Annotated in this window: 18 protein-coding genes, 1 tRNA gene and 1 pseudogene; 13 read left to right on the top strand and 7 right to left on the bottom strand. The window is 64.8% G+C overall.

Annotated elements, in window-relative coordinates:
* The first annotated feature begins 223 nt into the window (after window positions 1-223).
* From HNS34_RS07660 to HNS34_RS07645, 4 genes are read left to right on the top strand one after another with little or no spacing between them, the layout of a single operon-like run.
* Window positions 224-445: a hypothetical protein gene (locus tag HNS34_RS07660; protein ID WP_172319445.1), complete on the top strand. Its 222-nt coding sequence runs from the start codon at window positions 224-226 to the stop codon at window positions 443-445.
* Window positions 442-942, top strand: a complete 501-nt coding sequence (locus HNS34_RS07655) for a DUF2924 domain-containing protein (protein WP_214647447.1) — start codon at window positions 442-444, stop codon at window positions 940-942. Before HNS34_RS07660 ends, HNS34_RS07655 begins: the two co-directional genes overlap by 4 nt.
* Window positions 939-2,264: a recombinase family protein gene (locus tag HNS34_RS07650; RefSeq protein ID WP_172319444.1), complete on the top strand. Its 1,326-nt coding sequence runs from the start codon at window positions 939-941 to the stop codon at window positions 2,262-2,264. Before HNS34_RS07655 ends, HNS34_RS07650 begins: the two co-directional genes overlap by 4 nt.
* Window positions 2,264-2,644: a hypothetical protein gene (locus HNS34_RS07645; protein ID WP_172319443.1), complete on the top strand. Its 381-nt coding sequence runs from the start codon at window positions 2,264-2,266 to the stop codon at window positions 2,642-2,644. Before HNS34_RS07650 ends, HNS34_RS07645 begins: the two co-directional genes overlap by 1 nt.
* A 75-nt stretch (window positions 2,645-2,719) precedes the next feature.
* Here HNS34_RS07645 and HNS34_RS07640 read toward each other — a convergent pair whose 3' ends face one another.
* The 6 genes and pseudogenes from HNS34_RS07640 to HNS34_RS07620 form a co-directional block, all read right to left on the bottom strand.
* On the bottom strand, window positions 2,720-3,349 hold the full coding sequence (locus HNS34_RS07640) for a hypothetical protein (RefSeq protein WP_172319442.1): 630 nt from the start codon (window positions 3,347-3,349) through the stop codon (window positions 2,720-2,722).
* 149 nt (window positions 3,350-3,498) lie between these two features.
* Window positions 3,499-3,600 (bottom strand): annotated as a pseudogene (locus HNS34_RS21140) (DUF3883 domain-containing protein); the annotation flags it as partial.
* 390 nt (window positions 3,601-3,990) lie between these two features.
* Window positions 3,991-4,080: transfer RNA gene (locus HNS34_RS07635), tRNA-Ser, on the bottom strand.
* A gap of 73 nt (window positions 4,081-4,153) precedes the next feature.
* Window positions 4,154-5,104 carry a glucokinase gene (locus tag HNS34_RS07630; RefSeq protein WP_328700491.1) on the bottom strand — a complete coding sequence of 317 codons (951 nt, stop codon included), beginning with the start codon at window positions 5,102-5,104 and terminating at the stop codon, window positions 4,154-4,156.
* A complete protein-coding gene (locus tag HNS34_RS07625) occupies window positions 5,101-6,435 on the bottom strand; it encodes a GH1 family beta-glucosidase (protein ID WP_172319441.1) in 1,335 nt (444 codons plus the stop codon). Before HNS34_RS07625 ends, HNS34_RS07630 begins: the two co-directional genes overlap by 4 nt.
* 4 nt (window positions 6,436-6,439) lie before the next feature.
* A complete protein-coding gene (locus HNS34_RS07620) occupies window positions 6,440-7,471 on the bottom strand; it encodes a substrate-binding domain-containing protein (RefSeq protein ID WP_172319440.1) in 1,032 nt (343 codons plus the stop codon).
* Window positions 7,472-7,733: 262 nt separating this feature from the next.
* Here HNS34_RS07620 and HNS34_RS07615 point away from each other — a divergent pair, with 262 nt between their 5' ends.
* The 7 genes from HNS34_RS07615 to HNS34_RS07585 all read left to right on the top strand — a co-directional run bounded on the left by HNS34_RS07615 (window position 7,734) and on the right by HNS34_RS07585 (window position 15,827).
* Entirely contained in the window at window positions 7,734-9,080 is a 1,347-nt protein-coding gene (locus HNS34_RS07615) for an ABC transporter substrate-binding protein (RefSeq protein ID WP_172319439.1), read from the top strand.
* Between the two features lie 73 nt (window positions 9,081-9,153).
* Window positions 9,154-10,131, top strand: a complete 978-nt coding sequence (locus tag HNS34_RS07610; RefSeq protein WP_172319438.1) for a carbohydrate ABC transporter permease — start codon at window positions 9,154-9,156, stop codon at window positions 10,129-10,131.
* Window positions 10,131-11,279, top strand: coding sequence for a carbohydrate ABC transporter permease (locus HNS34_RS07605; protein WP_172319437.1), 1,149 nt, complete (start codon window positions 10,131-10,133; stop codon window positions 11,277-11,279). The genes HNS34_RS07610 and HNS34_RS07605 overlap by 1 nt, the downstream gene beginning before the upstream one ends.
* Window positions 11,280-11,295: 16 nt before the next feature.
* The gene (locus HNS34_RS07600) at window positions 11,296-12,939 is read left to right on the top strand and encodes an alpha-glucosidase (protein WP_235952651.1); all 1,644 of its coding nucleotides are present in this window, start codon (window positions 11,296-11,298) and stop codon (window positions 12,937-12,939) included.
* A 3-nt stretch (window positions 12,940-12,942) separates the two neighbouring features.
* A complete protein-coding gene (locus HNS34_RS07595; protein WP_172319436.1) occupies window positions 12,943-14,034 on the top strand; it encodes an ABC transporter ATP-binding protein in 1,092 nt (363 codons plus the stop codon).
* A gap of 64 nt (window positions 14,035-14,098) precedes the next feature.
* A complete protein-coding gene (locus tag HNS34_RS07590) occupies window positions 14,099-14,854 on the top strand; it encodes an SDR family NAD(P)-dependent oxidoreductase (RefSeq protein ID WP_172319435.1) in 756 nt (251 codons plus the stop codon).
* Window positions 14,855-14,879: 25 nt separating this feature from the next.
* A complete protein-coding gene (locus HNS34_RS07585) occupies window positions 14,880-15,827 on the top strand; it encodes a 1-phosphofructokinase family hexose kinase (protein WP_172319434.1) in 948 nt (315 codons plus the stop codon).
* Between the two features lie 111 nt (window positions 15,828-15,938).
* On the opposite strand, the gene HNS34_RS07580 is transcribed toward HNS34_RS07585, so the two are convergent.
* A complete protein-coding gene (locus HNS34_RS07580) occupies window positions 15,939-16,499 on the bottom strand; it encodes a peptidoglycan L,D-endopeptidase MepK (RefSeq protein ID WP_235952650.1) in 561 nt (186 codons plus the stop codon).
* Between the two features lie 354 nt (window positions 16,500-16,853).
* Between HNS34_RS07580 and HNS34_RS07575 the strand changes: the two genes are divergently transcribed.
* Together HNS34_RS07575 and lpxD are read left to right on the top strand one after the other, a co-directional pair.
* Window positions 16,854-18,461 carry a L,D-transpeptidase family protein gene (locus tag HNS34_RS07575; protein WP_172319433.1) on the top strand — a complete coding sequence of 536 codons (1,608 nt, stop codon included), beginning with the start codon at window positions 16,854-16,856 and terminating at the stop codon, window positions 18,459-18,461.
* 39 nt (window positions 18,462-18,500) lie between these two features.
* Window positions 18,501-19,589 carry a UDP-3-O-(3-hydroxymyristoyl)glucosamine N-acyltransferase gene (gene lpxD / locus HNS34_RS07570; RefSeq protein WP_172319432.1) on the top strand — a complete coding sequence of 363 codons (1,089 nt, stop codon included), beginning with the start codon at window positions 18,501-18,503 and terminating at the stop codon, window positions 19,587-19,589.
* Window positions 19,590-19,611 lie beyond the last annotated feature (22 nt).

The following is a 19,611-nucleotide window of genomic DNA, read 5'->3' as shown; positions in this document are numbered from 1 at the left end:
GACAATCGCCGCCCTGTAACTGCGGCCGAGCCAAGGCCGAAGAGCAAAGTTACACCATTTCCCGGGACACTATCGAAGCTTCTTTGGCCGGGAAAGCACTTAGGAAATCGCACGATCAAGTTCTCTACATTTCGCAGTTATACGACAACCCCTTGTTTTGACTTGAAATACCTTCCGCGGTGGGGCCACCACAGGACAAAACAGCTCCTGAGGTTCGCCCACCATGACCGATACCGACGTCAATTTCGCGCCTCCGCCCGACACGCTCACGACTGATGAGCGGCTGGCGGAACTCGCCAGGATTCTCGCTTCAGCCGTGGATCGCTCCAACCCACCAAGAATAAACGAGAATTCGACAAACGAAGCAGACAGTTCGCTGGACATCCTCGCCCTTGTTCGCCGTCGTCGTCACCAGTTGCGAACCCGAGTTGGAGAGGACGAATGACGAAAACCAAAACGAAATCAGTAGGAAAGAGAGCAGGCGTTGGCCCTGCGCGGGACCACGCTGTCCTGGCGGACCTGGTCGCGATGAAGGCCATGACCGTGCCGGAGCTGCGAGAGAAGTGGGCGGCGATCTTTGACGCGCCGGCACCGAACACCAGCCGCCAGAACCTTGAGCTACGGCTGGGATACCGCATCCAGGAACTGGCCCTTGGCGGCATTGGACGCGACACGCGGCGGACACTGGACGCTCTGGCGGTTGAGGTGGCCTCTGGTGAACCCGGTCAGATGGTGTCCGACCCACGACGCCCGATCCCGGGCACCAAGCTGGTCCGCGAGTGGAATGGCGTCGAGCACACCGTCACCGTCTTGGCGAAGGGCTTTGAATGGCAGGGTCGCCGGTTCAAATCGCTCTCCGGCGCAGCGCGGGCCATCACCGGCGCGAACTGGAACGGCTGGAAGTTCTTCGGCTTCACCCCACGCCCGAGGATCAGCAAATGACGCGCCAAACACAGCCGCAACCGCCCCGTCGCCTGCGCTGCGCCATCTACACCCGCAAGTCGAGCGAGGAAGGGCTCGACATGGAGTTCAACAGCCTCGACGCCCAGCGGGATGCCTGCGAGGCCTATATCGCCAGCCAGAAGGCCGAGGGCTGGGTCTGCCTGCGCGACAAATACGATGACGGCGGCTTTTCCGGCGGCACGCTAGAGCGGCCCGCGCTGAAGGACCTGATCGCCGACATCGAGGACGGGCTGATCGACATCGTCGTGGTCTACAAGATCGACCGCCTCAGCCGCGCGCTGATGGATTTCTCGAAGCTGGTCGAAATCTTCGACCGCCACGGCGTCACCTTCGTGTCCGTCACGCAGTCGTTCAACACCACCACATCGATGGGGCGGCTGACGCTGAACATTCTGCTTAGCTTTGCCCAGTTTGAACGCGAGGTCATCGGCGAGCGGATCCGCGACAAAGTCGCTGCGTCGCGCAAGAAGGGCATCTGGATGGGTGGGCCGGTGCCACTGGGCTACAACGTGAAGGACCGCAAGCTGATCGTGGACCCGGTCGAGGCCGAGACGGTGCGGACGATCTTCACGCTCTACGCCCGGTCCAGTTCCACGGCGGAGGTGATCCGCGAATTGGACACACGCGCGATCCTGACCAAGACCGGCAGGCCCTACGACAAGACCTCGCTCCTCAAGACTCTGCACAACAAGATCTATCGCGGCCTCGCGGTGCACAAGGGCAATGCCTACCCGGGCGAGCATGACGCGATCATCGATGAGACGCTGTGGGACGACGTCCACCATGTAATAGCGAACAATCGCATCAAGCGGGTTGCCGTTGCCAAGGAACCCTCACCGGCGCTGCTGCGCGGGTTGATCTTCACCGAGACGGGCGTCGCGATGACCCCGCACCACACCAAGAAGGGGACGCGGCGCTATCGCTATTACGTCTCGATGGACGCGATCAAGAAACGGCCCAAGGCCGAGATCCGAGGCCCGCAGCGGCTTCCCGGTGGCATGGTCGAGGATGCCGTGGTTGGCGAAATTCGCCGCCTGCTGCGCACCCCGGAAGTCGCCGCGCGGGTGTCTCGTACCCTGCGAAAGGATCGGCCAGACCTCGGCGAAGCGGACATCAGCGCCTCGCTCACCCAGTTCGACGACATGTGGAAGGCGCTGATCCCGGCCGAGCAGGCGCGCGTGGTCCGGCTTCTGGTGGCGCGGGTCACCGCAAGCGACGCCGGGTTGGCGGTCGATCTGCGCCACGAGGGCTTGGGCGCGATTGCCGCGCTGATGGCCCCGGCCAAGCCGGAGGTGGCGTGATGGCAGGGCCCGAAACCCTGCGCGTCCACATCCCGCTCACCCTGCGCAATCGCGGCGGTCGCCCCCGCATCCTGCCGCCCAAGGAAATCGAAGTCGCCATGGAGCGCGGCCAGGATGCCCGCCTGCTGCGCGCCATTGGGCGCGCGTGGAACTGGCGGCACAGGCTCGAGTGCGGCGACGTCACCACCATCGCCGATCTCGCCAGAGAGGAAGGCATCTCCGACCGCTATGTCAGCCGAGTGATCAGGCTGGCATGGCTCTCACCATCGGTGCTCGAACGGTTGGTCCTGCAACGCGAACCAACGGTGCTGTCGATCTTTGACCTCTGTGGCGTGGCGGAGCTGCCGTGGGTCGAGCAGCCGGAGCGCGTGTTTGATTGATGGTGCCTAATGGCGCCTAAAAATAGAGCCTTGATCGGAAAACGGCAGGCATTCGATTAGCTAAGAACGCAAAAGCTAAAGGCTGTCGGAATTCTTCGACATCTTGATCTTCACAATCTTACTCAGCCTGACACAAATAAAGTCGACGCGCAGTCCCGCGCCTGAGCTCTTGTCGAGATCCACGACAAAGGACGGCGCGTCGAAGAAGTCGTCGAGCTTCAGCCCACCTTTCCTCATCGTCGCCTTCTTAAGAATACCGGCCCGTCGCTTGTTGGTATCCTGTCGGCGAAAGATGAACTTGTAGTGGCCTTCCAAGTCCTCGAAGTCGTCAAGATCGTAGAGCGAAAGCTGCGATCCGTCCCGCGCTCGAAACGCCAAGATGTTGCCGGTACGCTTTGAGTGCGCAGGCTTTCCAGCCGGACGTTTATTGTCGGTGCATGGGTGTTTTGGCCACGGCCAGCCAAGATCATCGAAGAATACCCGCCCGCCGGTGGGTGATTGATAGAAGAAGACTGTCTCCCCGCAAACCGGGCAAGTTGCGTTTGGAACAACATACGAGCGCAGAGACCGAAAAGGCGAACTGTCCGACGAAGAACGAGAATCCCGATAACCTCGACACCAGCCGCCATTGGTGTGGATGGGCGTTGGGCGTCCATCCACATACCTGAAAACAATCGCTTCTCCACAAACGTCACAGGTTGCCATTTCTAGACTTTATCTCGCATTCATTTGGTAATCATCAATCATCAAGACCCACATTCTTATTTCAAACAGTCTTCCCTCTTCACCTGGATCCTGTTTTCGTGCTCGTTCCCTCCGACCGATAGATCAACTGCGGACCTGGCGCCCACCGATGCCCGATTGTAGCGGATGCCTGCAATGTCGTCGGCCAGCATCGCGAAGTAATCCGCGATGATCAGGTCATTCTCTGCATCTGTCCAAGGCCCGTTCGATATGCGGCCAGGCTAGACGCGGGAAAATCATTTGTCATCAGCGGTTTCGGTTGGGGGAATGGGATGCAAACCTGCCCAAGAAATCCGCCAACCTACGCTGGCATCCCGAGCAATGCGCCTACCGCGTGTTCTGGCTATGTTGCCATCGATGTCGTTCGGAACGCACGTTAGGGTTTTGGCGGGGTTCGCAGGCAGGCCATTGAAAAGTAATGCCAAAAGTGGACCGAACCGCAAAGGGTGAGGTTCGCCCAAACTGAGACAGAGGCGCATCCTGAGCCCAGACTCGGCGAGGCGGCGCGTCTATGAGGTACGGTCAGACCTCGCAAACCACTTTGATAACACGGAAAAATCCGTGCCCGTCAGGGCGGTGTCACTGGTTCGCAATGGGGATAATGGCGGAGAGACAGGGATTCGAACCCTGGAGACGGTTTCCCGCCTACACACTTTCCAGGCGTGCGCCTTCGACCACTCGGCCACCTCTCCGTGCCGAAGCGCAATAGCGCAAGGACGTTGCCGGGTGCAAGGGGGCGCGCGCCTTGAGGTGAAAAAATCTGGGCTACCCGGCGGGCAGGTGATCGAGATGCGCGGCGCAGCCCGAGAGGGCGGCGTAATCGTCGGTCACCACCGCGATGCCGAACTGGTCCATGAAGCGGGCAAAGCGGCCCTTGGCGCGGAAGGCGGGGGCGAAATCCAGCTCTTGCAGCCAGGGCGCGATGGCGCGGGCCATGCCGCCGACCAGGTAGATGCCGCCGAACGGCAGGTGGATGAGCGCAAGATCCCCCATCACGGTGCCGAGCGCCTGGGTGAAGAGCCGCGCGGTGGCGCGGGCGGCTGCGTCGCCTGCCTCCAGCCGGTCCATGATCTCGGTGCTGGTGAGGCGCACGCCGTGCAGGTGCTTGTGAACCGCCACGATGCCGCGGCCCGACAGCGCCTCCTCCACGGCGGCGAAACCGCGCCCGTCGGTCAGGTCGGCGGCCAGGGCGGCCAGCGCATCGGAGGAGCGGGGCAGGGTGATGTGACCGCATTCGGACGGCGGCACGAAGCGACCAGCCCTGGTGTCATAGATCGGCGCCGCGTTGAACCCGGTGCCGAGGCCCACCACCAGCTTGGCCGCCTGGGGCGAGGCCGGGGGCTGCGGCAACAGGCGGATCAGATCGCCCTCGGTCACTTGCCCCACAGCATGGCCCTGCGCCTGAAGGTCGTTCAGCACCGCGAGGTTCGCAGCACCCGTGACCTGGCCCAGATCGGTCCGGTCGATGCGCCAGTCGAGGTTGGTCATCTGGCCGACCCCGTCGCGCACCGGGCCCGCCACGGCGACGCAGGCTCCGGTCAGGTTGCCGGGGGCCAGCTCGGCCAGATAGGCCTCCAGCACCGGCGAGAGCCCCGCGAACCCTGCGTTCTTGTAGCGGCGCACGCTGTCCACGCGCACGCTCGCCCCCTCGGCTAGCGCCACGCGGGTGTTGGTGCCGCCGATATCGGCCACGAGGGATAGCGTCGAACTCATCATCCGCCCTTTCGGCGCAAAGCGCGCTCAAGCGCGTGATAGGACGCTTTCGGGGTGCGCTTCAAGCTTTCGAAATCGACATGAACGAGGCCGAAGCGCTTTTCATAGCCCAGGGCCCATTCGTAATTGTCCAGAAGCGACCAGATGATGTAGCCGCGCAGGTCGGCCCCGTCGGCGATGGCGCGGCGGCATTGCGCCAGATGCGCATCGAGATAGGCCAGCCTCTCTGGGTCGTCGATCACGCCCCCTTGCAACCGGTCGGCATTGGCCATGCCGTTCTCGGTGACATAGATGGGCAGGTCGGGCGCATGGGTATTGGCCACGCGCATGATGAACCGGTAGAGCGCCTCGGGGCAGACCTCCCACCCCATCTGGGTCTTGGGCAGGGGGCCTTGCACCTCTGTCAGCCCAGGCCAGGGGCCGGGGGCGGCGGCAATCAGCTTGCGGGTGTAGTAATTCAGGCCGACCCAGTCGAGCGGTTGGGTGATCGTGGCGAAATCGTCCTGCCAGCCTTGCGGCAGATGCGGCTCCAGCCCTTCCAGCACCTCCGCCGGGTAATGCCCCTGAAAGACGCCGCCCAGGAAGAAGCGGTTATAGATCGCGTCATAGCGCGCGGCGGCTGCGACATCGGCCGGGTTGTCCGGGTCGGCCGGATCGGCCCATTCCAGGTTGAACACACCGCCCAGGTTTGACAGCCCGAGGCCGCGCATGACCTCGATCGCGCGGCCATGCGCCAGCAACACGTGATGCATGGCGCGGGCGGTGGCGCGGATGTCGCGCATCCCCGGCGCGTGATGGCCCTCGAAATGGCTGAGCCAGCTGACGCACCAGGGCTCATTTATCGGGGCGGCGGACCAGAGGCGGTCGCCGATCCGCCCCATGATGGTTTCGGTGAACTCGGCGAACCAGCCCGCGATATCGCGGTTGCGCCAGCCGCCCCTGTCGGCCAGCGGTTGCGGCAATTCCCAATGGTAGAGCGTCGCGGCGGGCTTCAAGCCGCGTTCCAGCATGCCATCGACCAGCCGGTCGTAGAAATCCAGCCCCTCCGGATTGGGCGTGCCGGTCCCCTCGGGCAAGACCCGCGCCCAGGAGGTCGAGAAGCGGTAGATATCGACATTGAGATCGCGCAGAAGGTCCAGATCCTCGGGCCAGCGGGTGTAGTGATCGCAGGCGCGCGCGCCATCCTCGGCCCGCACGACATTGCCCGGCGTGGCGGCGAAACTGTCCCAATGGGTCGGCCCCGCGCCGCCCATGCCATGCCCCTCGATCTGGTAGGAGGATGTCGCCGCCCCGAAGAGGAAGCCTTCGGGGAAATCGTTACGCGTCCATGTCATGGGGTCACTCCGGTCTTGGCACGGGGCCGGTGGATTGGCCGAGCATCAATTCGGCCTCAAGCAAGGTTTGCAGGGGCGGGCCGCCGGGATCTGCGATCATCTCTAGCAGCAGGGTGCCGGCGATGCGCCCCGCCTCGCGCACCGAGGAACGGGTGGCGGTGAAGATCGGCACATCGCCGCCATTGCCGAGGTAGCTCAGCGCATCGTCATGGGTGATCACGCTGATGTCGCGGCCCAGTTTCAGCCCCGCATCCTCGACCGCGCGGCGCACGCCGATGGCCGGGATCATGGAGGAGACCAGGAAGGCCGTGGGGGCAGGGTCACCGGCCAGCATCCGCGCCGCGCTGGCGTGGCCGTAATGCTCGGTCATCTCGTCGCTGCTCATCCAGTCGGGGTTCACCTCCAGCCCGCGCGCGCGCAACGTCATCTCGACGCCTTCGCGGCGGCGGCGGGCAAAATCCATGTCCTCCAGCCCGTTGATCAGCGCGATGCGCCGGTGCCCGAGATCGCAGAGCAGTTCGGTCGCGCGGGCAAAGGCGCGGCGGTTGTTGACATCGACCCAGGAGAAATCGGCGGGCGCGTCCGAGGCGCGGCCGTGCACCACGAAGGGCAGGCCGATCTCTTTCAGCAACGCGATGCGCGGATCGTCGGCGCGGGGGCCGTGAATGACGATGCCATCGACCGATTGCCGCCGGGCCAGCGCGCGATAGGCGCTGTCCTCCATGTCGTCGGGCACGATCGACAGCATCATGTCGAACCCGGCCTTGGCATAGGCTTCGCCCGCGCCCGAGATGAAATCCGAGAAGATCGGGTTCATCATCTCGTGCCGGGTCGAGACCGGGATCACATGCCCGATCATCATCGAACGGCCCGTGGCCAGGCTGCGGGCGCGGGTGTTGGGGCGGTAATTGTGCCGCGCGGCGGCGGCATGGACGCGCGCGCGGGTGGCCTCGCTGACCTCCGGGTAGCCGTTCATGGCCCGGCTGACCGTCGTTTGCGACAGTCCGAGCGTCTCGGCCAGTTGTTTGAGGTTCATCGCCAAAGGGGCACCAAAGCGCTTTCAATATTTGCAGAAGCTAGACCGGAACCTTTGTGCCTGTCAAAGGGGGAGTTGCGTTTGGAATGCTGCGCCTGCGAAGGGAGTGCCTGTTTTTATTGGTCCGTGGTAACATGCCCAATTGACAGGCAGGCGATTCTGCGAGACTGTGCAGCCAGTCAAAGCGCTTTGGTAATCTTTGTAAATGCCGGGTGCATCCAGACAAGACAGGCCCGATTGGGCCGACAACCGGGAGGGAATCATGAAGACATCGCTATACGCAGGCGTGGCAGGGATCGCGCTGCTGGCAGCCGGGGCCGCCAATGCCGAAGGACACCTGATGTTCGCGCCGGGCGAGGGCGCGTTCAGCTGGGACAGTTTCGAGGCCTTCGCCGCGGACAATGACCTGAGCGGTCAGACGCTCAGCATCACCGGCCCCTGGACCGGTGCCGATGCCGACCTGATGAACAGCGTCGCCGCCTATTTCGAGGAGGCGACCGGCGCCACCGTGAACTATTCCGGTTCGGACAGTTTCGAGCAGGACATCGTGATCTCGATCCAGGCCAACAGCCCGCCCAATATCGCGGTGTTCCCGCAGCCGGGCCTGGCCTCGGACATGGCCGGACGCGGCGCGCTGACGCCCTTGCCCGAGGGCACCGCCGACTGGATCCGCGAAAACTACGCCGCCGGGCAGTCCTGGGTCGATCTGGGCACCTATGCCAACGAGGACGGCGAGGAGGAGCTGTTCGGCTTTTTCTACAAGGTCGATCTGAAATCGCTGGTCTGGTATTCGCCCGAGGCCTTCGACGAGATGGGCTATGAGGTGCCCGAAACCATGGAAGAGCTGCGCGCGCTCTCCGACCAGATCGTCGCCGATGGCGAAACGCCCTGGTGCATCGGCCTGGGATCGGGCGCCGCGACCGGCTGGCCCGCGACCGACTGGGTCGAGGACATGATGCTGCGCACGCAGCCGCCCGAGGTCTATGACCAATGGGTCGCCAACGAGATTCCCTTCGACGACGAGCGTGTCGTCGGCGCGATCGAGGCCTTCGGCGAGTTCGCCCGCAACGAGGATTACGTGAGCGGCGGATCGCAGGCCGTGGCCACGACCGATTTCCGCGACAGCCCCGCGGGCCTCTTCACCTTCCCGGCGGAATGCTACATGCACCGTCAGGCCAGCTTCATCCCGACCTTCTTCCCGGAAGACGCGGATGCGGATTTCTTCTACTTCCCGGCCTCGGAAGAGGCGGGCCTCGGCAGCCCGGTCCTGGGCGCGGGCACGCTCTGGGCGATCACCGACCCGTCCGATGCGGCCAATGTGTGGATGGAATTCCTGCAAACCCCCATCGCGCATGAGATCTGGATGGCGCAATCGGGCTTCCTGACGCCCTATGGCGACGCGAACGCCGAGGTCTTCGCCTCGGATGCACAGCGCGCCATGAACGAGATCCTTCTGAACGCCACCACCTTCCGGTTCGACGCCTCGGACCTGATGCCCGGTGAGATCGGCGCGGGCGCCTTCTGGACCGGCATGGTCGATTACGTCACCGGCGCGGATGCCGCGGATGTGGCGGCGTCAATCCAGGACCGCTGGGACTCGATCCAGTAGACACCGAGATCCCGGCCCGCCATGCGCGCGGGCCGGGACCATACGGCCAACTCAAGGGGGGAGGGGCACGGTCATGTCACCGCTGGTGCAAGGTGCAATCACGATCTTCGTCGGTGTGTTCGGGTGTGTCGGCTATTTCTATGCCGCGAACCTGCTGCTCGATAAGGTCATCTATCCCGCCAAGGGCCCCAATATCGGGCGCAACATCAACCGGGCCAACGCGATCCGGCCCTGGCTGTTCCTGCTGCCCGCCATCCTGGCGCTGTCGATCTACCTGGTCTACCCGGTCATCGGCAGCCTGATCCGGTCGATGTATAACCGGGCCGGCAACGAGTTCATCGGCCTTGGCAACTACACTTCGCTTGCGGGCGACCCCGAGTTCCAGACCGCGCTGATCAACAACGCGCTCTGGGCCCTGGTCGTGCCCGCCGCCGCCACCTTCTTCGGCCTCGTGGTGGCGCAACTGACCGACCGCCTGTCCTGGGGCAACATCGCCAAATCGCTGATCTTCATGCCGATGGCGATCTCTTTCGTCGGCGCCTCGCTGATCTGGAAATTCGTCTATGCGGGCGATCCCGATATCGGCATCATCAACGCGATCCGCGACGGCATGGGGCTCGATCCGCTCGATCCGCTGCAACTGCCGTTCTGGAACAACTTCTTCCTCATGGTGATCCTGGTCTGGATCCAGACCGGCTTTGCCATGGTGATCCTCTCTGCCGCCCTGCGCGGCGTGCCCGAGGACACGATCGAGGCCGCGATCATCGACGGGGCGGGGCCGTTCCGCGTCTTCTTCCGCATCAAGGTGCCGCAGATCATGGGCACCATCGTCGTGGTCTGGACCACGATCACCATCCTCGTGCTCAAGGTCTTCGACATCGTCTACACCATGACGGGCGGCAATTTCGGCACCGAGATCCTGCCAAGCTACATGATGAGCTTCATGTTCCGCGATGACGGGCGGGCGACCGCCGTGGCCGTGGTGATCATGATCGTCGTCCTGCCGGTGATGATCTGGAACATCCGCCAGGCCCAGAAGGAGATGCGCTGATGGACAATATCGCCGGACAGAACAACGCGCTGAAATGGGCGGTCAATATCTCGGTCCTGATCCTGGTCATCGCCTGGCTGATCCCGACCGTGGGGCTGTTCGTCTCGTCCTTCCGCGACCGCGACCAGATCACCGCCTCGGGCTGGTGGGTGGCGCCGTTCTCGGTCGAGCTGACCTACCGCACGCGCGGCGATGCCGACCCCCGCCAGGAGGGCGACCTCTGGATCGTCGAGGGCAACATCTTCGAGAGCGCGGAAGTGGCCGCGGAGTTCACCAGCGGTGAGGCGCAGATCACCGGTTTCGGCATCCTTGGCCGCGAACCGGCGGCCTATGCGCCGGGCGAAGAGGTCGAAACCCGCGATGGCGGGATGCTGACGGTCAACGCCGATGGCAGCTATGTCTATACCTCCGAGGAGGATCCGGGCAGCGGTCCGCGCGTCTATTTCGCGGCCGAGACGCCGCCCAATTTCACCTTGGACAATTACCGCACCATCCTGACCTCGGACGGGATGGACCGGGCCTTCATCAACACGCTGACGGTGACGATCCCGGCCACCATCATCCCGATCCTGATCGCGGCCTTCGCGGCCTATGCGCTGGCCTGGATGGATTTCCCCGGTCGCGGGCTGCTGATCGCCTGTGTCGTCGGCCTGCTGGTCGTGCCCCTGCAACTGGCGCTTGTGCCGCTTTTGAACCTGCACAACCAGATCGGCATCGGGCAGAGTTTCGTCGGCATCTGGCTGGCCCATACCGGGTTCGGCCTGCCGCTGGCGGTCTATCTGCTCAGAAACTACATGGTCGGCCTGCCACGCGACATCATCGAAAGCGCCAAGGTCGATGGAGCCACGGATTTCCAGATATTCCTCAAGATCATCCTGCCGCTGTCCTTCCCGGCACTTGCCAGCTTCGCCATCTTCCAGTTCCTGTGGACCTGGAACGACCTGCTGGTCGCCAAGGTGTTCCTGCCGTCCGATGAGGCCAGCCGCGTGATGACCGTCACCATCGCCGACGACCTCCTGGGCAGCCGCGGCGGCGATTGGGGGATCCTGGCCACGGCGGCCTTCGTCTCGATCGCGGTGCCGCTCTTGGTCTTCTTCACAATGCAACGCTACCTCGTGCGCGGCCTCCTGGCCGGCTCGGTCAAGTAAACAAGGCAGTTACGTAATGAACCTCATGCAGGATATGTCCCGCAAGGATGTCCACGCCCCCGATCAGGACTGGTGGCGCGGGGCGGTGATCTACCAGATCTACCCCCGCAGCTTCCAGGACAGCAATGGCGACGGGATCGGCGACCTCAGCGGCATCATCCACCGGCTGGACCATGTCGCCAGCCTCGGTGTCGATGCGATCTGGATCTCGCCCTTCTTCCGCTCGCCGATGCTGGATTTCGGCTATGACGTCTCCGATTACCGTGATGTCGATCCGATGTTCGGGTCGCTTGGCGATTTCGACGCGCTGATCGCGCGGGCGCATGAGCTTGGTATCAAGGTGCTGATAGACCTCGTCCTGAGCCATTCGTCGGACCAGCATGCCTGGTTCCAGGAAAGCCGCCAGAGCCGCGAGAATGCCCGCGCCGATTGGTATGTCTGGGCCGATGCCAAACCCGACGGCACGCCGCCCAACAACTGGCTGTCGATCTTCGGCGGCTCGGCCTGGGAATGGGATGGCGAGCGGATGCAGTATTACCTGCACAACTTCCTGACCTCGCAGCCCGACCTGAACCTGCATAACCCGGATGTGCAGGATGCGCTGCTGGATGTGGCGCGGTTCTGGCTGGAGCGGGGCGTCGATGGCTTCCGCCTCGACACGATCAATTTCTACTTCCACGACAAGGAGTTGCGCGACAACCCGGCGCTGGACCCCGATCAGCGCAACGCCACTATCGCGCCTGAAGTGAACCCCTATAACTGGCAAGATCACCTCTACGACAAGAACCAGCCCGAAAACCTGGCCTTCCTCAAGCGCTTCCGCGCGGTGCTGGACGAGTTCTCCGCCGTCGCCGTGGGCGAGGTCGGCGATGCGCAGCGGGGCCAGGAAATCCAGGCCGCCTATACCTCGGGCAATGACAAGGTGCAGATGTGCTACAGCTTCGATTTCCTGTCCGGCGTCTCCCCCACGGCGGACCGCGTCGGCGGGGTGTTGAGGGAGTTCGAGGCCGGCGTCGGCGACGGATGGGCCTGTTGGGCCTTCTCCAACCATGACGTGATCCGCCACGCGACGCGCTGGCAACTGTCCGATGCGGCCTACCGGACCTACGCCGCGCTGCTGCTCAGCCTGCGCGGCTCGGTCTGCCTCTACCAGGGCGAGGAACTGGGGCTGAGCGAGGCCTATGTCGCCTATGAGGATCTGCAAGATCCCTACGGCATAAGGTTCTGGCCCAAGTTCAAGGGCCGCGACGGCTGCCGCACGCCGATGCCCTGGGTGGCCGATAACCGCAATGCCGGGTTCTCGGATGGCAAGCCGTGGCTGCCCATCGCGATGGAACATGTGGCGCGCGCCGTCTCGGTGCAGAACGCGCAGCCCGACGCGATGCTGGACTTTTACCGCGCCATGATCGCGTTTCGCGGACGTTACCCGGCGCTGGCCAAGGGGGATTTCACCCTGATCCGCGCCGAGGAGGGCGTCGTGATCTTCACCCGGTCCCATGACGGCCAGCGCCTGCTCTGCGCCTTCAACCTGAGCGATGCGGGCCAGGACATCGCCCTGCCGGATGGCAACTGGACCCTGTGCGAGGATGCCCCCTTCGCAACCCCCGACGCACAGCATATCGGGCCCTGGCAGGCCCTGTTCGCCCATGAGGAGACCTGAAATATGGCCGATCTGATCCTGAAAGGTGTCGCCAAATCCTATGGCGATGTGAATGTCCTGAACGACATCAATCTCGACATCGAGACGGGCGAACTGATCGTCTTTGTCGGGCCCTCGGGCTGCGGCAAGTCCACGCTTCTGCGCATGGTGGCGGGGCTGGAGAAGATCTCGGGCGGGACTTTCACCATCGACGGGCAGGTGATGAACGACGTGCCCCCCTCGCAGCGCGGCATTGCGATGGTGTTTCAGACCTACGCGCTTTATCCGCATATGACGGTGCGCGACAACATGGCCTTCGCGCTTAACATCGCGGGCAAGTCCAAGGCCGAGATCGACGAGGCAGTCAATGGCGCGGCGGAAAAGCTGCAATTGAAGGAATACCTTGACCGCCTGCCCAAGGCGCTGTCGGGCGGGCAGCGTCAGCGGGTGGCCATTGGCCGGGCCATCGTGCGCGACCCCAAGGTCTATCTCTTCGATGAGCCGCTCTCGAATCTCGACGCGGCCCTGCGCGTGGCGACCCGGATCGAGATCGCGCAGCTGAAGGAGCAGATGCCCGACTCGACCATGATTTACGTCACCCATGACCAGGTCGAGGCGATGACACTGGCCAGCCGCATCGTGGTGCTGGCCAACAAGGGCATCGCCCAGGTCGGCACGCCGCTGGAGCTTTACGAGCGGCCCAACAGCGAGTTCGTGGCGCAATTCATCGGCAGCCCGCAGATGAACCTGCTGGCGGGCGAGATCGTCGAAACCGGCGCGCAGACGCGGGTGCAGACGGATCAGGGCGGCGGCACGATCGTGTCTGATTACCCCTCGAACGCTGATGATCAGGGCGCGCGGGTGCGTGTCGGCATCCGGCCCGAGGATATGGTCGTCACCGACAGCGCCGATTTCGCCTATGAGGGCAAGGTCGCCATCACGGAAGCCCTGGGCGAAGTGACGCTTCTGTATTTCGAGGCCGCGACCGGCCAGGATCCGGTGATCGGCAAGCGCCCCGGCGTGCATTCCGACGACCGCCACAAGACCCTGCGCATGTCGGCCCCGCCGGAAAAGGTGCATGTCTTCCGCGACGGCGTCTCGCTGCATTACCGCTGAGGATTTGACCGGATCGCCCGCGCCTGATAACTGAACACATGTTCAATTCAAGGGGGATGGCGTGATGGATATTTCAACGGCAAGACTGATCGTGACCGGCGGGGCCAGCGGCCTCGGCGAGGCGACGGCGCGCTACCTGGCGGGGGCGGGGGCGCAGGTTGCCCTGTTCGACCGCGATGCCGACAAGGGGCAGGCGGTGGCCGACGAGATCGGGGGCGGGTTCGTAAAAGTCGATGTGACCTCGGAGGAGAGTGTTGCGGAGGGCGTTGCGCTGGCCTCGGCCCGGATGGGCGGCATCACCGGCGTCGTCAATTGCGCGGGGATCGTGACCGGGGCCAAGACGGTCGGCTCCAGGGGGCCGTTCCCATTGGCCGACTTCCAGCGCACCATCGACATCAACCTGGTCGGCGCCTTCAATGTCGCGCGGCTGGCCGCGGCCGAGATGGCCAGGAACGATCCCAATGCCGATGGCGAACGCGGCGTCATCGTCAACACGGCCTCCATTGCGGCCTATGACGGGCAGAAGGGGCAGGCGGCCTATGCGTCCTCCAAGGCCGGGGTGGCGGGGCTGTCCCTGCCGGTGGCGCGCGACCTCGCCTCGCTTGGCATTCGCTGCATGGCCATCGCGCCGGGTCTGTTCCTGACCCCGATGCTGGAAAGCCTGGGGCAGGAGATGATGGACAGTCTGGCCGCCGACGTGGTCTTTCCCCGCCGCCTCGGCGATCCGCAGGAGTTCGCCCGCACGGTCCGTTTCATCATCGAGATGGCCTATCTGAACGGCGAGACGATCCGGCTGGATGGGGGCCTGCGTCTGCCCTAGATTGTGGCGTGAAAAGGGGGCTGACATGCGCGAGATCCTGACGATAACGCTGAACCCGGCGGTGGACCTGGACAGTTCCGCAGCCGAGGTGGAACCGGGGCCCAAACTGCGCTGTGACGCCCCCCGGATGGATCCCGGCGGCGGCGGCATCAATATCAGCCGCGCCCTGGCCGAGCTTGGCGGGACCAGCGTGGCGCTGGTGGCCGTGGGCGGTGCGGCGGGCGAGACCTTGCGGGGGTTGCTGGACCGTGAGGGGGTGACGGCGCGCTGCGTCGCGGCCCCCGGTGACACGCGCCAGAATCTCTCCGTCACCGACCGCAGCAGCGGCGCGCAATACCGGTTTGTCTTTCCCGGCCCGGAGTGGCGGCAAGATGACCTGGCCCGCGCGCAGGATGAGATCGCGGCTTCCCTGCCGTCCGGTGGGCTGGCGATCCTGTCTGGCAGCCAGCCGGAGGGGTTTCCCGACGATTTCGCCGCCTGGCTGGTGGCGATCGCGGAGGCGCAGGGGGCGGGCGTGATCCTCGACAGTTCCGGCCCGGCGCTGGCCGCCATCGCGCAAGGGCGCATCCAGGGGCTGGAGCTGCTGCGGCTCGATCATGCCGAGGCCGAGGAGCTTGCCGGACGCGACCTTCCCGACAGCGCCGCCAGCGCGGACCTTGCCGCCGATCTGGTTGCGCGGCGCGTGGCGCGCATGGTGGTGCTGGCGCGCGGGGCCGAGGGGTCGGTGCTGGTCACGGGTGCGGGGCGCTGGTTCTGCACCGCGGCCCGGGTGCCGGTGCGCTCAAGAACCGGGGCGGGCGACAGTTTCGTGGCCGGGTTCGCGGTCGCCCTGGCGCGGGGTGACGCGCCCGAGATCGCCCTGCAACACGGCGTGGCCGCGGCAAGTGCCGCGGTGATGACCGAGGCGACCGCGCTGTGCCGCCGCTCGGATGCCGAGGCGTTGATGGATGATTGCCCCGTCCGCGCGCTGTGACCCGCACATGAAAAAACCGGCCGTCATGGGCCGGTTTCGTATCTCGCGGTTCGGGTGCCGGTCGGGGGCAGACGGGTTCAGCCGCCCCCGCAACAGGATCACCCGTGCAGCTTAGCCGCCCCAGGTGCGGACCGGGCCGCAATCCATATGGGTGAAGTTCGATCCGGAATAGCGCCCGACGCCCCCTGCCGACCAGGTTTGCGCCGCGCGGGCGACCTGGCTGACCGAGCGTCCGGCGACACGCAGATCCGCCGCCTGGCCCTGCATGTGCAGCGACCGGCGTGCCACGCCCGAAGACCGGGCCCGCAGCATCGCGTTGGTCTCGGGCGAGCGGTAGCCCGACAACAGCATGTAGGGTTCGTTCGTCTCCAGCAGTTTGTGCGACGCGCTCATGATGTCCAGCGTGCGCGGGTCGATGTCATGCACCTGATCCGTGCGCCAGTCGCGCATGAAGTAGTTGATCTCCTGAATTGCCGGGCGGATGTAGTCGCCCTCGATCCAGTAGACCATGTCCACAGTCTCGCCGGTGCGCCCGGAATGCATCTTCAATCGGCGGATATCGCCTGCGCCCCGCAGGATGCCGAATGCGTTGGCCGTAAACGGCGCAGCCGCCACGGTCGTCGCTGCAAAGGCACCAAGAAGTGCCCGCCGCGTCATCGTCGGTTTCGTCATGTCTATTAAAGCCCCGTCCTTCGTACCCGTTTCAAAACCACAAATTACCGTTGAATTCGGTTTTATTTGTGTCCATCCCCAAGTGTGGGTTTACTGACACATTCGGGAGATTTTTGATAGTCTCAGGGCGGCACTTTCTGCCGAACCGGGCCTGGTCGGCAGAATCTTGCCAAAAAGGACCATGATCCGATGGGCTTGGCCGATTTCCCGGCGCGCGATGAGGGCGGTTTTCCTGCCATGATTTCGGCAGTTTAGCGCGCCTGCGTTTCAAAAACGTGAATAGACAGGCGGGGGGGGCGTCTGGCAGGGTTCATGCCTATGAATGACGGACCTCTTTATGCGCACAGGTGATCCATGACCTTTTTCAGCCTCCGCCGACTGCCGCTTTCGCTGCTGACCCTCGCCCTCACGCTGACCCTTCTGATTCCGGCCCCGGCCTCGGCACTGGTCACGGCCTTCCGCCAGGCCATTGCGGAAGGCGTTGCCGCCGAGGACGGGTTGGCCGAGTTCTATCGCGGGCGCGCGTTCGAGCCGATCTGGACCGGGACCGAGGATGCCGACCGGCGCAACGCGCTCCTGACCGCGCTGGAGGGGGCCGCCGATCACGGGCTGCCGGTGTCGCGCTATGACCCCGACACGCTGCGCGCGGCCTTCATGGATGCCGACAACGCCTACGCGCGGGGCCAGGCCGAGATCCTGGCCTCGACCATGTTCCTGGCCTATGCCCGCGACGTGCAGACGGGGATGCTGGAGCCCGGCGATATCATCCCCGTTATCGCGCGCGAGCTTCCGCGTCGCGACCCCACCGATCTGCTGAGCGGTCTGATGCAGGGCGATCCGCATGATTTCATGCGCGCATTGCCGCCCGCGCATCCCGAATATGTCAACCTGCAACGCCGCATGATGGAAATGGAGCGCGTGATCGGCAATGGCGGGTGGGGCGAACCGGTGCGCGGCGGCCGGCTGGAGCTTGGCGCGCGCGGTCCTGCCGTGGTTGCCCTGCGCGACCGCCTGATCGCGATGGGCTACATGGATCGCTCGGCCACCGCCGTCTATGACGCGGAACTGCAGGCGGCGGTCCAGCTTTTCCAGGTGCGCCACGGGCTGGAGGCCGATGGCGTCGCTGGGACCGGCACGCTCGAGGAAATCAACGTGGCGCCCGAACAGCGCCTGCGCGAGATCATCCTGGGCATGGAGCGTCAGCGCTGGCTGAACTGGGAAGACCCGAACCGGGGCGACCGGCATATCCTGGTCAATATCCCCGATTTCCACGCCTTTGTGATCGACGATGAAGAGGTGAGCTTTTCCACCCGCGTCGTCGTCGGTGCCAGCCCCGAGGATCGTGCCACGCCAGAGTTCTCGGACGTCATGGAGCACATGGTCATCAACCCGAGCTGGTATGTTCCGCGCTCGATCACGGTGAATGAATACCTGCCGCAGATGCAGGCCAATCCCGGCGGCGCGGCGCAAATGGAGCTGATGCGCGGCGGTCGTCCGGTCAGCCGCGCGGGCATCGACTTCACGCAATATACTCGGCGCAACTTCCCCTTCGACCTGCGCCAGCCGCCGGGGCCGAACAACGCGCTTGGCCGGGTCAAGTTCATGTTCCCGAACCGGCACAACATCTATCTGCACGACACACCGACGCGCAGCCTGTTCGAGCGCGAAAGCCGCGCCTTCAGCCATGGCTGCGTGCGCGTGCAGCGCCCGCTGGAACTGGCCTATCACCTGCTGGCGCGTCAGGAGGCGTCGCCGCAGAGCTATTTCGACGGCATCCTGAGCACCGGCCAGGAAACGCAGGTCGATCTGGCCACGCAGATTCCGGTGCATATCGTCTACTGGACCAGCTTTGTGGACCAAGATGGCGCGCTGCATTTCCGCCGCGACGTCTATGACCGCGACGCGCGTCTGTGGCGCGCGATGGAAGAGGCCGGGGTGGAACTCCGCTCGGTCTCAAGCTAAAGCTCTGCCCGAAAGCGGCGGTCGCTGGAGGGCAGAGACATGGCACATACGATCCGGCAGATTGCCGAGGCTCTCGGGGCCTCGGCGGAGGGCGCGCTGGACATTGAGATTGACGGGCTGGCGGAACCCGCCTCGGCAGGTCCGCGCGACCTGGCGCTGGCCATGGCTCCGCAATATGTCGAGGGGCTGGCCAGGGGCCGCGCACGGGCCGCGGTGCTGTCGCCCGGCACCGACTGGCAGGGCGCGGGGCTTGAGGCGGCGATCTTCGTGGGCCGCGCGCGCTATGCCATGGCGGGGCTGACCGCGGCGCTGGATCCGGGGCCCGAGATCGCGCCGGGGATCCATCCCTCCACCATCATCGACCCCTCCGCCGAAATCGGCATCGGGGCCGCCATCGGCCCGTTCGTGGTGATCGGACGCGGCGCGCGGATCGGGGCCAGGGCCCGGATCGCCAGCCATGTGAGCATTGCCGAAGGCGCGGTGATCGGCGATGACGCGCTGATCCTGCAAGGGGTGCGCATCGGCGCGCGGGTGCGCATCGGCGACCGCGTGATCCTGCAACCCGGCGCCTCCATCGGCAATGACGGGATGTCCTTCGTGACGCCCGAGAAATCCACCGTCGAGCAGGTCCGCGAAAGCCTGGGCCAGGTCGAGGCCGCGAACCAGAGCTGGACCCGTATCCATTCGCTCGGCTCGGTGCGCATCGGCGATGACGTCGAGATCGGGGCCAACGCCGCCATCGACCGGGGCACCATCCGCGACACCGTGGTGGGCAATGGCTGCAAGATCGACAACCTTGTGCACCTGGCCCATAACGTGGTGACCGGTGAACACTGTCTTTTCGCGGCACTGGTCGGGGTCGCGGGCTCCACCACGATCGGGGACCGGGTGGTGTTCGGCGGCCAGGTCGGTGTCGTGGACAACGTCACCATCGGCTCGGACGTGGTCGCGGGCGGCGGCACCAAGATCCTGTCGAACGTGCCGGCGGGTCGGGCCGTCTTGGGCTATCCGGCGGTCAAGATGGAAACCCATGTCGAGACCTACAAGGCCCTGCGCCGCCTGCCGCGGCTGGCCGCCACCGTCGCGGCATTGCAGAAAGCCGTTTCAAAACCCGGCTCGAGTGACTAAGTCCATCCCTGAACCGGACCCG

Origin of the sequence: Alterinioella nitratireducens, assembly GCF_013155465.1 — a bacterium.
In the GTDB taxonomy this organism is placed as follows: domain Bacteria; phylum Pseudomonadota; class Alphaproteobacteria; order Rhodobacterales; family Rhodobacteraceae; genus Alterinioella; species Alterinioella nitratireducens.
The sequence above is the reverse complement of the archived record's forward strand: the minus strand, read 5'-3'. Positions and strand labels throughout refer to the sequence as shown.